The sequence below is a fragment of the Limnothrix sp. FACHB-1083 genome (assembly GCF_014696485.1).
In the GTDB taxonomy this organism is placed as follows: Bacteria; Cyanobacteriota; Cyanobacteriia; order CACIAM-69d; family CACIAM-69d; genus CACIAM-69d.
Map to the genome: position 1 here is coordinate 443,595 of NZ_JACJQD010000002.1, position 14,547 is coordinate 458,141.

15 protein-coding genes and 1 tRNA gene are annotated in these 14,547 nt (G+C 57.7%); 4 read left to right on the plus strand and 12 right to left on the minus strand.

All coding sequences use genetic code 11. The annotated features are described in order from the left end of the window. Positions 1-69: 69 nt before the first annotated feature. The 5 genes from H6F46_RS03895 to H6F46_RS03915 all read right to left on the minus strand — a co-directional run bounded on the left by H6F46_RS03895 (position 70) and on the right by H6F46_RS03915 (position 4,070). Positions 70-1,008, minus strand: coding sequence for a polysaccharide deacetylase family protein (locus H6F46_RS03895; protein WP_190353611.1), 939 nt, complete (start codon positions 1,006-1,008; stop codon positions 70-72). Positions 1,009-1,063: 55 nt separating this feature from the next. Next, the gene (locus H6F46_RS03900) at positions 1,064-2,212 is read right to left on the minus strand and encodes a hypothetical protein (RefSeq protein WP_190353612.1); all 1,149 of its coding nucleotides are present in this window, start codon (positions 2,210-2,212) and stop codon (positions 1,064-1,066) included. 93 nt (positions 2,213-2,305) lie between these two features. Continuing rightward, complete coding sequence (locus H6F46_RS03905; RefSeq protein ID WP_099534827.1) at positions 2,306-3,217, minus strand: hypothetical protein; 912 nt, start codon at positions 3,215-3,217, stop codon at positions 2,306-2,308. Further along, complete coding sequence (locus tag H6F46_RS03910; RefSeq protein WP_190353613.1) at positions 3,210-3,374, minus strand: hypothetical protein; 165 nt, start codon at positions 3,372-3,374, stop codon at positions 3,210-3,212. Before H6F46_RS03910 ends, H6F46_RS03905 begins: the two co-directional genes overlap by 8 nt. A gap of 27 nt (positions 3,375-3,401) precedes the next feature. Continuing rightward, entirely contained in the window at positions 3,402-4,070 is a 669-nt protein-coding gene (locus H6F46_RS03915; RefSeq protein ID WP_099534826.1) for an Npun_F0813 family protein, read from the minus strand. A 606-nt stretch (positions 4,071-4,676) separates the two neighbouring features. Here H6F46_RS03915 and H6F46_RS03920 point away from each other — a divergent pair. Then, positions 4,677-4,749: transfer RNA gene (locus tag H6F46_RS03920), tRNA-Arg, on the plus strand. A gap of 84 nt (positions 4,750-4,833) precedes the next feature. Here the strand turns inward: H6F46_RS03920 and H6F46_RS03925 are convergent. Further along, a complete protein-coding gene (locus tag H6F46_RS03925; RefSeq protein WP_190404978.1) occupies positions 4,834-4,998 on the minus strand; it encodes a hypothetical protein in 165 nt (54 codons plus the stop codon). Between the two features lies 1 nt (position 4,999). Here H6F46_RS03925 and H6F46_RS03930 point away from each other — a divergent pair, with 1 nt between their 5' ends. The 3 genes from H6F46_RS03930 (at position 5,000) to H6F46_RS03940 (ending at position 8,708) form a co-directional block, all read left to right on the plus strand. Continuing rightward, positions 5,000-5,740 (plus strand): EndoU domain-containing protein, encoded by a 741-nt coding sequence (locus H6F46_RS03930; protein WP_190353615.1) that lies wholly within the window; start codon positions 5,000-5,002, stop codon positions 5,738-5,740. 230 nt (positions 5,741-5,970) lie between these two features. Then, on the plus strand, positions 5,971-7,422 hold the full coding sequence (locus H6F46_RS03935; protein ID WP_190353616.1) for a class I SAM-dependent methyltransferase: 1,452 nt from the start codon (positions 5,971-5,973) through the stop codon (positions 7,420-7,422). 1,019 nt (positions 7,423-8,441) lie between these two features. Next, complete coding sequence (locus tag H6F46_RS03940) at positions 8,442-8,708, plus strand: hypothetical protein (RefSeq protein WP_199291370.1); 267 nt, start codon at positions 8,442-8,444, stop codon at positions 8,706-8,708. 250 nt (positions 8,709-8,958) lie between these two features. Here H6F46_RS03940 and recA read toward each other — a convergent pair whose 3' ends face one another. From recA to H6F46_RS03970, 6 genes are all read right to left on the minus strand, one after another. Continuing rightward, entirely contained in the window at positions 8,959-10,005 is a 1,047-nt protein-coding gene (recA, locus tag H6F46_RS03945) for a recombinase RecA (RefSeq protein WP_370567078.1), read from the minus strand. Positions 10,006-10,465: 460 nt separating this feature from the next. Beyond that, the gene (ureC, locus tag H6F46_RS03950; protein WP_190353617.1) at positions 10,466-12,175 is read right to left on the minus strand and encodes an urease subunit alpha; all 1,710 of its coding nucleotides are present in this window, start codon (positions 12,173-12,175) and stop codon (positions 10,466-10,468) included. An 86-nt stretch (positions 12,176-12,261) separates the two neighbouring features. Beyond that, entirely contained in the window at positions 12,262-12,531 is a 270-nt protein-coding gene (locus H6F46_RS03955) for a hypothetical protein (protein WP_199291371.1), read from the minus strand. Positions 12,532-12,697: 166 nt separating this feature from the next. Further along, positions 12,698-13,069 carry an urease subunit beta gene (locus tag H6F46_RS03960; protein WP_190353618.1) on the minus strand — a complete coding sequence of 124 codons (372 nt, stop codon included), beginning with the start codon at positions 13,067-13,069 and terminating at the stop codon, positions 12,698-12,700. Between the two features lie 81 nt (positions 13,070-13,150). Then, a complete protein-coding gene (gene ureA, locus H6F46_RS03965; protein ID WP_099534820.1) occupies positions 13,151-13,453 on the minus strand; it encodes an urease subunit gamma in 303 nt (100 codons plus the stop codon). Positions 13,454-13,563: 110 nt separating this feature from the next. Next, on the minus strand, positions 13,564-14,445 hold the full coding sequence (locus H6F46_RS03970) for an urease accessory protein UreD (RefSeq protein WP_190353619.1): 882 nt from the start codon (positions 14,443-14,445) through the stop codon (positions 13,564-13,566). Between the last annotated feature and the right edge of the window lie 102 nt (positions 14,446-14,547).

A 14,547-nucleotide genomic window follows, 5' to 3' on the forward strand; every position in this document is an offset into this window, starting at 1 on the left:
GATCGTTGGGTCGTTGATCGACAGATACCAGCCACCGAACCCAGTTCATACCTCAAGATTTTGCGGGCCTCAAGGTTTTGCGGGGTTTGGCCCTGGCTCCAGGGGATGGCTTTCCCAGGGGCCACCACCGCTGGGTTTTCCCGATCGCAACAGTTCCCCCAAGGTCACCAGGCGATAGCCCCGAGCCTGGAGGGTTGGAATAATTTCACCCAGCGCCGCCACGGTGCGATCGCGGGGCTGACGGGTCTTGAAGCTGCCGTCATGGAACAGCACAATGGAGCCAGGCCGCACCCGCTGCAACACACCTTGCACCAAATCCGCCACTGAATTGGCCGGGTCATAGTCACCGGAATCCACTTCCCACATGGCCAAGGTGCGCCCCGATCGCCATAGCCAGTAGGGCAAACCAAACCACCGCTTACCCAAGGGCGGCCGCAGGGCGATCGGCCCCTCAGCCCCCGCCGCCCGCAGTCGTTGATCGGTTTCGAGGATTTCAGCGGCAATTTCCCCCGGCCAACGCAGGATCAAATTCCGGTGTGAGTAGGAATGATTGCCCAACTCATGGCCCCGTTGCACCACCGATCGGGCTAAGGCCGGCTCCCGATCGATCTGCTGACCAATTTCAAAGAAAGTGGCCTTCACCCCAAAGCGATCCAACACCTGCAAGACCTGCTCCGTGTAGGGCGCTTGGGGCCCATCATCAAAGGTCAGAGCCACCAGCGGCTCCGTGGTGAGCACCCGCCGCACCCCAAACAAAGGAAAACTATGGGCCACCGGCAGTACTGCCCCATACCAAAGCCCATGGGCCACCAGCAGCAACAGCGCCACCATCACGCACAGGGATTGAACCCAGGATGTCCAGTGGGATCGGCAATTTTGCCGCCTGCGCCCATGGTCAACCCCCTGCCCGATCGATGCCGGTTTGTTTGTCCCGGATTTCAGAGGAGTCCCCTGCTCCGATGGTTCAGACCAACCGGCAGGCTGATTGGGCTGCTGCTCCGTCTTCACGGGATGGGCGCTCCACAGACTTGAGGGGGGCAATCAAGAAATTCGGCAGCCAGGCCTACAGTAAGTAAACCTGCCCATCAATTAACAGGTGAGTGATGCCCTTGGCCTGGAGATAGGGGCCTGTTTTCTGGAACAGGTCATTGGCATCGGGCACTTTAATAATGCGCTGATTGCGAGCTGAAAATCGCCGCGCCACGCGATGGTTGTCAAAGACCGGTAGGGTGCGGCTGGCGGCTTCCTGGGGTGGAATTTGCCCCAATTCTCGAAAATCCTCTAAGGGACGGGCCACTAACTCCGCTGCTCGATCGATCACGAGATAGCAGGGGTTGGGGATCCGTGAGGTTTCCAGGGGCATGATTTCGATCGGTTGATCCGGATTGGCTCCGCGCCCAAACATGGCGGCAATGCCCGCTTCACCGTCATCATCCCCAAACTCAAAATCATCTTCGTCTAGATCCAGATCGTCATCATCTAGATCTAAGTCAGCTCCCAGATCCGCATCGTCGGCTTCTTCTGCGCTGGCTTCGTTGATCTCGGCCACGACAGGGCCACTACCTTTACGCCGCCGATTTGATCGCCCCCCTTTACCATTGGTGCTGGTGGTCGCTTCTGCCTGCTTTTTCACCGGCCGGCCCACCCGCGACGATCGCACCTCTTCCTTGGCCTCAGCTTCTAACTCCGCAACAACCTCGGTCAAGGGTTCCGCCGCAGCGGTGGCAAAGGCGGTTTCAAACAGTGGCAGGGTTTCCATGGCGGGGAGTTCCATGGGCTTGGCCGGCGTTGGCTCCGGGGCCGCGACGGACTCCGGCAGCGCAGATTCCGACAACTCCGAGGCTCCACTGCGCGATCGACGGCGCACCCGTCTTGTGCCCGTTGTGCCGTCGGTCGGTTCCGCTGATTGGTTGGAGATCGATCGCCCGCCCGATCGGCCGCCGGAGTCCACCATGGGATCCACCTGGGGCGGCTGGGGATCCAATTCCAGCATCGGAGCTTCCGGTGCGGCAGTGGCCACAGGCGGGGCGATCGGGGCCGGGGCTGAAACCGGCGCAGGAACTGGCTCTTCGGCCGCCAACTTCAAAATTCGGCCCACGGTTGAAGTGCTGACTCCATAGCGCTGCCCCAGGGTGGCCATGGTGTGGCCGCCCTGGCGATAGAGCGTAATCAGTTCGTATTTTTCGGAATCCGATAACTTGGGAGGAGTCATGCCCAAACCTGGGGAATTGTGCAAATGCCTGCGGACAGTTCAGGGCTCCAAAGGATGGTCGCCACCGCCCGGGGCCAGCGACAACCTTGAACCCTAGTTAGCCGCTCCCGATGAGCGCCGACGGGCACTACGGCGCGATCGCGTCGAAAGATCGTACTCCAACACGGCACCGATGCCAAACAGCACGCCACTGAAGATCCAGAACACTTCCAGCAGGCTACCGCTTTCATAGTTGCAAATGTTGGCCGTGGCGTACTTGAACCACATATCCGCAATGTAAAGCGAAATGGAGGCCGCCGCAATCATCCGCCAAGATTGGGCCGATCGCCCGCCCCAAAAGGCCAACAGCAACGCCGAAGCCAACACCAGCAGCACAATATCGCCAACGGTATAAACCGGCAAAATATAGTCTGCAATCGGCGAGAGGGCCCCTTGGATCTGCTCAGCCCAGGCCGGCACATTGGCCACGGACTCGGCGGTGCGTTCCGGGCAAGCGGCCTCGCCCAAAACCAACGGCGAGAAGGCGAAGGCAGTCCCCGCCAGACCAATTCCCCCGATCGTCAGCCACTGCCACAGTTCCAAATTCAAACGCCGGGGCAACACCGCCAACAACAGCCCGATCGCCAGGGAAGCATAGGTGACGATGTAGAACAGGTCACCGGGACTCACATCCGGCTCAATCCCCAGACCAATTTCCCAATAGCTGAACAGTAAGTTGCCCAAACCATAGCAAAGCATTCCCAACCCAATCAGTAACCAAACCGTCCGGCCACTGAGGATTTGATTGCTGCGCCAGTTCCGAAAGCACACCAGCGCCGCCCACAGATAGGACGTTGTTTCCAACACTGAAGTGGCAATGCTGTACCACTGGGGCAGGGTTTCCCCCGACGGAGTCACACTGAAAAACAGAAACACCGCCAAGGCAACCAGAGACCAAGAAACAGCCCCGATAATTAGGTTGCGCGATGAAAACAGTTTTGGCGATTCGCTCGCAGTCTTAGTCATAGGGGTTGGCTTCAAAAGGTTCTAAAAACCAGGAGGTGACGATCTCAAGAGGGACACAGACCACCGCAGACCGGGGATGGATCGCCCAACATCCCTGAGCCTGGAGCCGTCGATTGCAGTTGGGCATTCGATCGCCCCCATTGCCCCAGACGGCCATGGCCATTCGGTTTAGCGCCGCCCAAGGCTAGCGCCAGAGCTTGGCCGCGGGCGATCGCCCCAGCCAGTCCATGAATTCCGAACGCTCGCCCGCATCCATCTCCTGCAACGCATCAAACGCTCGGCTGGTGAAATTGGTATTGCCAAAATAGCCTTTACCCAGCGTGTGCAGTTCCTGTAGCAACCCCACGATTTGCAATTCTTGCCAGGGCGGCAAGGCCGTTTCAAAGGGGTTCACTTCCAAAATGTTGCTCACGGCCGCCTGGTTGTCCAGCCCTGGAAACTGGAGCCGCTTGAACACCTCGCCAATTTCCTGGCGAAACTTCGCGCCCTGGCGTTCTCCCAGCAAATCTTCAATGTCGAAGTACACCGCCTGGAGCAGCAGCATCCCCGCCAGCACATAGGACGACTTCGCCGCCCCGCTGTCGCCTGCGCCAGCATCCGCGACTCCCAGGCGATCGAGCCGCACCTTGCCCCACACACTGAACCGATCCGGCTCTTCCAGCAGGACGCAAGCTTTCCCTCGGTTATCCGTCAGATCTCGCCATAAGGCCCGCGCCTCTTCCGCCTGATTTGCGCTAAAAACATTCAGCAACGTGAATGTTTGACCCTGATAGCTCAGGATCGGAATTTGCTGATCTTTTTCGGGATGCCGGACGTTGGAAATGTCCACGTCTTGCCGCTTCAGAATAAACATGCGTTATTCAAAGAACTCATGCTTGGAGCTACGCCATCCAAACCAGAGGCCACAGGGCTGATCTAGCTTGAACTCATGCAGTCGGTCAACCAGAGCTGCTCCAGAAGCTAGCCCCAGCAAGGTCGTGAGGGCTGCATAGACAGCTTCCCAACCGGTGAACTGAGCCTGCGCTGGGCATCATTCTAGCCCAGGGCCCTTAGCGTAGAGCTATTGGGGGATCTAGGGTCGAAAATCAACTTTGGTCTCTCAAGTGTACCCCGCGACCTTCTAAAAACTGGCTCTTGGCGGAATTGCCTCTGAATGGATGTTCTGAGGGTGGGTTGATCACTCCCATCAACCTCCTCAACGGCCTTGCTTGGGGTTAGGTTAACTCGATACAATTCGTAAACCTTGAAAGGCGGCCAGTCCGGGCGTGTCATCCTGAATCGCGGATGAAACCCACGCCGCCGCGATCGAGCCGGAAGCGCCCTGATGACAGCATTCGTTGGCGAACAGTTGCAATCAGGAGAAGCAATGGTTTTTTCAAGGCCCAGGGAACTTCCGCCGATGAATTTTCCCCGGATTGTGTGTGGGAATTTTCACGGAAATCTCTACAGATCTCAGTCTGGGTGCGTAGCTCAGTGGATAGAGCAGCCGCCTTCTAAGCGGCCGGTCGCAGGTTCGAATCCTGCCGCACCCGTCCTCTGTTCGAGTCTTTAACTTGTGTAGCAAGAGCTTGCTGAGCAAGGGGTTAATCAACGGCGAAATAGCAATCCGGCAAAAGTCAGGAAAGCAGCACAAAGACGGCAATAACAGAACAGAAGCGCAGCGGGAACCCGGCGAAAACCCACCGGAAACTCGGCACAAATCCGGCACAAATCCAGCGAACAACAGTCACCGGCACAGCAACCACACCAACAATCAATACAGACAAAACAGACAACACCAATATGACTCAGCCGTTGAATCAGCCAACGATCGGGAAAACTGCCTCCTCCTCGGCTTACCGCAAAGGGCGATCGCGCTGGAGTCTGGTGCTGGCGGGAATTGTGGCCCTGGTGCTGGCGGTTCCCGAGGGCCAAACCGCGGCCCCCAAACTGGTGAACTGCGATCGCCTGCCCCACTGGAGCAACTTTGCCAGCGGCCCCCAGGTGAACCAACCCCATATTTTTTGTGGTGAATTTAGCAACGGTCGGCCCAAGGGGTTCCATTCCCGACCGGGCGGCACCAATCCCCGCACGGTGGCCCGGTTTCAAGTGACCCAACCACCCAACCGGCGAGGGATCTATGGGGTGCGCTGGAGCCATGGGGCCGATCCCAGTCGGGAAAAGTTTTCCACGATGTTTCCCGATCGCTGCTCCCAAGCGCAGGTATTGGAATCGATCCGCTATGCGGCTCGCAATCAAATTAGTTGCCCAGGGGGCGCGCCCGATTGGGCTTGGTGCGGTTATAACCGGCCTGGCAACCGATCGACCTCAGCCCAAGCAGCGGTTGCGCCGGTTGCTCAACTGATGCCCGCTGCGCCTGGGACAACCGCCTTGGCACTCCCTCAAGATCCTTCGGCGGTGGAAAACTCCCCGATCGCCCAAGCCAGTCGGTTTTGCGAGGCCAACGATGGGCAGCGGTTTGTAATTGCAGGGGCATTTGTGCGGGGGCGCAATCAAATCAACACGGCTTTTCCCCTGCGCTAGGGTACAGGCCCGGGCGCATGATGAGTTCCCGGGCGCATGATGATTCGCGGTGCAGAATTTGCAGGGCAGAATTTGCCGAGCAGAATTTGCCGAGCAGAACTTGCCGAGCAGAACTTGCCGAGCAGAACTTGCCGAGCAGAACTTGCCGGGCAAAGCTTGCAGCGCAGAATTTGCAGCGCAGAACTGCCCTTGCGTTATTTGTGGCTCGCGGTTTTTACGGATGGTTTTCCATGGCGGATTCTGTTGTTTCTTGCTTTGAGCAGGCCCAAGCGGCGATCGCAGCGGGCCAGGTCGATCGCGCCGGTCAGTTATACTTGCAGGTCACCGACTTCCTAAAACCCCAAGAGCATCGTCGTTGGGGCGAACTGTTCCAACAGGCGGGCCAGTGGGATTGGGCGGAAACCCTGCTGCGTCGCCTCACCCGACAACACCCCACCATGCCCGAGGCCTGGACGGATTTGGGAACCCTGTTGGTCAGTCGTGATCAGCTTCCGGAGGCGCAAACCTGCTTTGCCAAGGCCCATCGCCTGCGGGACTGGCCCGAAAGTGGCGATCGGGGCTATTGGTTTTCCCGAGACTGGTTTTCCAATCAATTACCCAACTGGGTGAATTGGGTGCAGCCTTTGGCCGATCGGGGGCCGGTACAGGCTTTGGAAATTGGCAGCTTTGAAGGGATGTCTGCCTGCTGGTTGCTCGATCGCGTCCTGCTGAATCCGGAAGCAAGGCTCACCTGCATTGAACCGGAAATTCGTCCCACCCTGCGGGACAATCTCGATCGCACCGGTCGGGCCCCGCAGGTCACCCTTCTGTCTCAGCTCTCTTGGGAAGCCCTGGCCCAGCTACCGGTTGATCACTACGACCTGGCCTACATTGACGGTTGCCATGCGCCTTGGGTGGCCTTCCGCGATGCCGTCATGACCTGGCCCCTGGTGAAGGTGGGTGGGCTGGTGGTGATTGATGACTATCGTTATGTGGGTTTGCCGGAGGATTGCCCACAATTCGGTGTGGATTTGTTTATGTTGCTGTTTACCCACTGTTTTGAGGTGGTTTTCAGCGGCTATCAGCTTTTTTTGCGCAAAGTTCGCGATTGGCAACCCCTCACGGCTCCCTGGCAACGGGCGGCTGAGGCCACAACGGATCCGCTGCTCTTGGATGCTCTGGCTTGGGCCTTGGCGCGATCGCACCAGTGGGATGCGGCTCAACAACTCTGTGAACGGGCGATCGGGCTGGCTCCCCAAGTGGCGGCTCCCTATCTCACCCTGGCGGAAATTTGGGCCCAGCGCCAGCCGGAGTTTAGTGATCAAGACCTGGCGCACTACGGGCCCTTGACCCGATCGCTAGTCCAGGTCTTTGGCCACAGTCACCCTGGCTTTGCCCTCAAAACCTTGCCCGTCGGCACTGGCTACGATTTGGAACCCCTGGTGGCCTATCTGCAAGCCCTGGAAAAGGATACCTACTGGCATGAACCCATTGCGAATCTTTTGACGGTTTTGGAGCGACAGGGGAAACAACAGGGAATGCCGCAAGCCATGGCCGCTTGGCTCGATCGGCTGCATCATCCCCCGGCGGGCGGCTTGGCCTTGCCCCACCGCCCCGATCTTTGGCGCTTGATTGGTGACCTGGCGATCGGCTCCAACAATGCCACCGCCGCCGCCTTGGCCTATCGGTGCGCTCTTCATTAGCCCCCAACCCCGGCATTGAGCCGCCAAAACCGCCAGCCCTTGCCAATCCACGGCGACGGCTAGCCATTGCTCCCCATGCGCCAAGCCCGAAGTGATGTTTAGGCGATCGCCCCACCCAGGTCTCCATTCACCCGGCCCAGCCAGACCCGGCCAGACAAAACCCGCCAAAAAGTGATGATCACCACACCCAAATCCGGAAACGGGTCGCTAAACTGAGATCCGACGATTGCGCTCGATTGCTACCATCTCCATGGCGACTCGATTGAGTTGTGCTGCCCAAAGAACTTTTTCCGAAGAAACTTTTTGGGAAGACAGTTCGTCAGGGTTCAGCAAATTTGGCAAAAAATTTGAGGAATTTGCCTAAATCGCCTTGAAAAACGGTTGATTGCTGTTTTTTTCACTTTCCTCAGCCTTGAGCACTCTCCCTTACCTTGCCACTGCTCAATCTACGCTTAGCTTCTACGCATCTCAATTAGGTTCTCCTTAGTCTCCCTGCGTCGTTTTCTTTCCTGTTTTCGTCCGTAATTGTGACCGGTTGCGCAAGTTGGGCGGAGCAAAAGCTTCGCTCCGGAACCTGAGCCGTTGTTGAAACCAGGCTGCGATCGCGATCGACCCTCTGGCCCTCGGAATGGGAATCAAGGCTCATGGCTGCGGTCAGGAGCGCACTCAGCCATGGGCCTTAGATGCACGCTCGCTCAATCACTCCACGAACCAGCAACCCAGCATCAGTCTTGGTTGTGGGCTTTGGTCTCGATGGATCTCAACTGGATCTCGATCGGCCGTGACTGAATTCCAGCCTGGCTGAATTCAAGGGCTGGTCAGTCCATTGGGGGAGGGGGTCTCACCCTGTGACGGCGATCGCACCCAAGCCCTGTTTTGATCTCAGGGGATGACGCTCAAGATCCATGCGGGGTCAGCGATCGGTCACTTCGCTGATTAGACTTTCCCCCGATACTAAAAACTGTGGCAACCGGAAACTTCCCAGATCCTTGCAGTCGTTGAGTAGGTCTCAAAGCAACATGACTTCCATTCGCGAGATTGTGTCCGAAGCGTTAGCTCATCAATACCTGTCGATCGAGGCAGAGGAATCCCTGCGCCAACTCATGCGCGGGAAATATGGCCCCGATGACTTCGAAGCGTTTATGGCCCTTCAGCGGGCGTTTTTGTCAGGAAGCTTGCGCCAAGAGTCCCGTGAACGGTTATTGGGTCAGCAAAATTTCACGATCGCGGCGGTGGCTGACTCGATCGCCCCGGCCTGCACCGCCCGCGATTTATCCTACGCCTAGACTCTCAGTTTCAGTTCAGGGATTCAATCCCCGGGATTTCGTTCCCCCAGGCCCTCAACCCAGCCGCTAGCCCAAAATGCAAAGCTGATCAAAAACAGCCACCTCCCCAACTGAATGAGGGAGCTGGCCGCTTAACTAATGATTGGGGTTACCGCTGTTTAGGGTTTGGTCTGGTCGGGTTTAACTCAGCTCAGCTTGTCGATTCCGCTCGATCGAGTGTCTCAAAATTTTGAGTGTTCCGAGATTTGTCCTAGAACGCTTCGCTCAGATCTGCTTCATCTAACTCGTCAGTGGATCCCCCAGTAATTGCCCCCGCTTCCTCCAGCTTTTGGCGCACGGCCAACTCCATTTCTGCCGCGATCGCCGGATTTTCCTTCAAGTACTGAATAGCGTTGTCACGTCCTTGGCTGATGTTTTCGCCCTTGTAGCTATACCAAGCTCCCTTGCGCACCAAAATTCCGGTGGACTCAGCCAAGTCCACTAAGCAGCCGATCGAGGAGATGCCTTCGCCAAAGATGATGTCAAATTCTGCGATCCGGAACGGCGGCGCGACTTTGTTTTTGGCGACTTTGACCTTGGCCCGAATCCCAAACTCTTCGGTTCCCTTCTTCAGGGTTTGAATGCGGCGAATGTCCAAGCGCACCGACGCATAGAACTTGAGGGCATTTCCGCCCGTGGTGGTTTCCGGGCTGCCGTAGGTGACTCCAATTTTTTGGCGCAATTGGTTGAGGAAAATCACCGTGCAGCCCGATTTACCGATGTTGCCGGTAATGCGCCGCAGGGCGTGGCTCATGAGGCGGGCTTGGCTGCCCACTTGGGCCGCGCCCATTTCTCCTTCAATTTCCGATCGGGGAACCAAGGCGGCCACCGAGTCCACCACCACCAGGTCGATCGCGCCCGATCGCACCAGTTGATCCACCACTTCCAGCCCCATTTCCCCCGTGTCCGGTTGGGAAACCAGCAGATTATCAATATCCACCCCAAGGGCCTTGGCATAAACCGGATCCAAGGCATGTTCTGCATCCACAAAGGCCGCAATGCCGCCCGATCGCTGTACCTCCGCGATCGCATGGAGTGCTAGGGTCGTTTTTCCGGAGCTTTCAGGGCCATAAATTTCCACCACACGGCCCTTGGGAATGCCGCCGCCCAGGGCCAAATCCAAGGTCAAGGCCCCGCTGGGAATGGTTTCCACCCGCATTCGGGCCGCATCTCCCAACCGGACGATCGCCCCTTTGCCAAAGCTGCGTTCAATCTGCTGAACCACCAGCCCCAGGGCTTTTTCCTTTTCCTTGCTAATTTCCTTGGTCGGCCCGTCTTTGGCGGCGCTCTCTTTGGCCGACTCCTTAGCCGCTTCCTTAGCGTCCTTGGATCCTTTAGCGCTGCTGGCGGATTCCTTGGCGGTGGCCGTCTTCGCCGTGGGGTCAGAATTTGCGGATGCGTTGGAAGCCATAGTCGCCTGGGGGTCAACGGTGATGGAAGATTTTCTGCCCGATCGCACCGTGGCCGGCTCCGGCAAGCCCTGATCGGCCGGGGTGCCTGCTAGGGGAGCGATCGAAGCGGCTTCTATTGTAGGAGGAACTGGAGTCGCAACGGAGGCAGCGGCCATCCCGAAAACCCTCAAGACGAAAGAGCTTCTCCAATTTAGCAAAAATCTGTACAAAAATCAAATAATCGCCCGACGGGGCCAGCAGGTTCAACCGAGCATCCCAAACTGGCCCCCTAGGCAAACGGCAATCCCTCAAGCGATCTGGAACAGGCTAGAACAGGAAATATCGCTGGGCCATGGGCAGCACCGCCGCCGGTTCGCAGGTCAGCAGTTGCCCATCGGCGAACACTTCATAGGTTTGCGGATCGACCTCGATCGCCGGTTGCGCATCGTTCAGCTTCATGTCGGATTTGCGGATCGATCGAATTCCCGACACGGCCACCACTTGCCGCCGGAGACCCAACTTTTCGGGAACCCCGGCCTTGAAGGCTGCTTTAGAAACAAAGGTGAGGCTGGTGCTCTGGATTGCTTTGCCGAAGCTGGCGAACATCGGACGGCCATGCACCGGTTGCGGCGTGGGGATGCTGGCATTGGCATCGCCCATTTGGGCCCAGGCGATCGCCCCACCCTTGATCACCAACTCCGGTTTCACGCCAAAAAACGCCGGTTTCCAGAGGCAGAGATCCGCCAGTTTGCCCGGTTCGATCGACCCCACATGGTTGGCAATCCCGTGGGCGATCGCCGGGTTGATCGTGTATTTGGCGATGTAGCGTTTGGCGCGGGTGTTGTCGTGGCGGGCGGGGTCTTGGGGCAGGGAGCCGCGCTGCACCTTCATTTTGTGGGCTGTTTGCCAGGTGCGGATGATGCTTTCGCCAATTCGGCCCATGGCTTGGGAGTCCGACGACATCATGGCGATCGCCCCCAGGTCGTGCAGGATGTCTTCGGCGGCGATCGTTTCCCGGCGAATCCGCGACTCGGCGAAGGCCACATCTTCGGGAATCGCCCGATCGAGGTGGTGGCAAACCATCAACATATCGAGGTGCTCCTCGATCGTGTTCACCGTGTAGGGGCGCGTTGGGTTGGTCGAAGAGGGCAGCACGTTGGGCAAGCCACAGACCTTGATGATGTCTGGGGCATGGCCGCCGCCCGCGCCCTCGGTGTGGAAGGTGTGGATCGTGCGGCCCTTAAAGGCGGCCACGGTCGCTTCCACAAAGCCCGCCTCGTTCAGGGTGTCCGTGTGGATCGCCACTTGGATGTCGTATTCGTCGGCGACGCTCAGGCAGGTATCGATCGCGGCGGGCGTGGTTCCCCAGTCCTCATGCAGCTTCAGCCCGATCGCCCCGGCCTTCACCTGTTCAATCAGCCCCGCCGGTTGGCCGCTGTTGCCCTTGCCCAAAAAGCCCAAATTCATCGGAAAGGCTTCCGCCGCTTCTAGCATCCGCGCCATGTGCCAGGGGCCGGGGGTGCAAGTGGTGGCGTTGGTTCCGGCGGCGGGGCCCGTGCCACCGCCAATCATCGTCGTGATCCCAGCGGCCAGAGCCGTTTCGATTTGTTGGGGACAGATGAAGTGGATGTGGGTGTCAATGCCGCCGGCCGTGACGATCGCCCCTTCGCCCGCAATGATTTCCGTGCCGGGGCCGATGATGATGTCCACGCCCGCTTGGGTGTAGGGGTTACCGGCCTTCCCGATCGCCGCGATTTTGCCCTGTTTGATCCCAATATCAGCCTTAATTACGCCCCACCAATCGAGGATCACGGCATTCGTAATCACCGTATCCATCGCCCCGTCGCTGTTAGTAATGGGCGATTGACCCATGCCATCCCGAATCGTTTTGCCGCCACCAAATTTCACTTCATCGCCATAAACCGTCAGGTCTTGTTCGATTTCAATGAGTAATTCGGTGTCGGCCAGTCGCAGGCGATCGCCTGTGGTGGGCCCATAGGTTTCAGCGTAGGTGCGGCGATCGATTCTGTAGGGCACGTCTTCTCTCCAAATGGGGTCTTTAGTTTAAAAACAAGGGTTCAATTAATCCGATCCATGGAGCATCATCAGCCAATTTATCGCCTTTATCGCCGAACGATCGAAGTAATCAAAATTGTCACTGTGGCGCTAGCAATTAACCCAAAGGCAAGCTGCACAACCCATTGTGTTGCTTTTTGATAAACCTCAAACCGCTCATCGCTGCGATCAAGCCGAGTATTCGTCTCTGCTAACTTGGCGTTAGTTTCAGAGAGATCATGGGATAACTGATCAATTCGCTCATTGGTTTTAGTCACTTCGACAACCAGCGAGTCAATCTTTTCTGCGATACCTTGCAAACTGGGTTCTGTTGACATAGAAACGTTTGAAATCTCTGACGACCTGCAAGAAAAATGAAAAGCAACTGATGATTATGCCGATTGCAATCTTGATTGAGTTATCCCAAAATCATTGACTACTCAAGCATGATCATCAGAAACTGAAGCTTCCTGTTAGGAACTCTGAAGCCAGGATAAAAATAGACTATTTGCGCGTTTTTTTCTCGGTTTTTCCTCTGGATTTATCCTTGGATTTTTTACCCAATTCCCGATCCAAACTGCCTTCTACCAGTGCATTAAACCCGTAGATTTCCCGGGTTCCGGCAAAAGGAACCAGCGTCACCGTTTTCTCATCACCCGGTTCAAAACGCACCGCCGTTCCTGAGGGAATATCCAGATGGGTTCCCCGAGCCGCCGCGCGATCGAACACGAGGGCTTCGTTCACTTCAAAAAAATGAAAATGGGAGCCAACTTGAATTGGGCGATCGCCTCGGTTTTCCACCGTGATCGTCACGGGCGATCGGCCGACATTCAATTCAATCTCGCCAGGTTCAACAATTAATTCACCGGGAATCATGGCATTTTTCCTTATCGCAAATGATGACAATCATCCTAGGAGCCGATTGCGAATCGATCCCTACCAAAGCCGCAACCGAAATTAACGAATGGGATCATGTACGGTCACCAATTTCGTGCCGTCGGGAAACGTCGCTTCCACCTGCACATCGTGGATCATCTCTGCGACCCCTTCCATCACCTCATCTCGGGTGAGCAGCGTTGTCCCCTCCGCCATCAGTTCCGCCACGGTTTTGCCGTCTCGCGCCCCTTCCAAAATGGCCGCCGTTAGATAGGCCACGGCTTCCGGATAGTTGAGCTTCAGTCCGCGATTTTTGCGGCGCTCGGCCAGCAGCGCGGCGGTGAAAATTAGCAGCTTGTCCTTTTCTTGGGGCGTGAGTTGCATAGGGCGATCGCGCAGGTCATCTTGCCAATACTCTGTTGTTGGTTGTACCGCGATTTGTCTAGCAGGCCACCGATTGATTGCGAAGATTTTGGGTTTCGGGGCGATCGCAGCTATAGCGGCCAAAACCGGGAGACGATCGCCGGGCGATCGCGCTGGCTGCGGCGCACCAAATCCCATACCTGCCAGAACCAGCGCCGGGCCTCACTGACCGAATGGCCCCGATAGCGACAAAGCAGCCCCGTTTGCAGCCGCGTGATGCCGCAATCAACTCGATCGCCTGTGGGCAGGTGCGATCGCGCTTCCGTGATCAGCTCTTTCGGGATTTCTTGACCAATCCAAGCCAGCGTCCCGACGATCGGGCAGCCAGCCAACCCGTGGGAGCCGTCGCGGATGGCCGGGTCGGTCGCGTCGATTCGTTGCGGATCCAGCCACACCAGTCGATCGCCCTGCCACACTTCCAGGCGCGATCGCCACTCGCCGCACCCGTAACGCTCACCGCCGGCCGTGCGCCCCAACCGCACAATCTCACTCCCCAGCCAAGTGGCTCCGGCCGCCAGGTCAATGCGCGATCGCTGCTCGTACAACGCGCCATCGAAAATAATCGTCTCCTGGGGCAACCATTCCAGGTGCGCCCCCTCACCCACCCGCACCCGCACCGACTGCTGGGCAAACCGCCCGGCCGGGTCAACCAGCGATCGCCCCCGGCTGCCATAGATCTTGGCCGCCGACACCGTTGTCACCAGGGCGGCCGTTTCCGGCTCCAAGTCCAACGTGATCGACAGGCGATCGCCCCCAACCATCCCCCCCGCTACATGCAACATGGCCGCGTGGCAAACCGCTGGCCCCTCGGGATAAAAGGGCCGCTGAAATTGCAGGGGCGATCGGGTTTTAGCCTGAACCTGGGTGCGATCGCCCGATCGGTCAAACCGCAACACGAACGATCCATGCCAGGTGCGATCGGTCTCAGCGACAGCATTCGGTGCAACGGTCACGGCATTGTCTCTCCCGGTGAATCTTCAACCATCATCGGGCGGTTTTAACCGCCGTCAACGACTGAGAACTATTGAGCAATTGGAAATTACTGGGTGATTGAG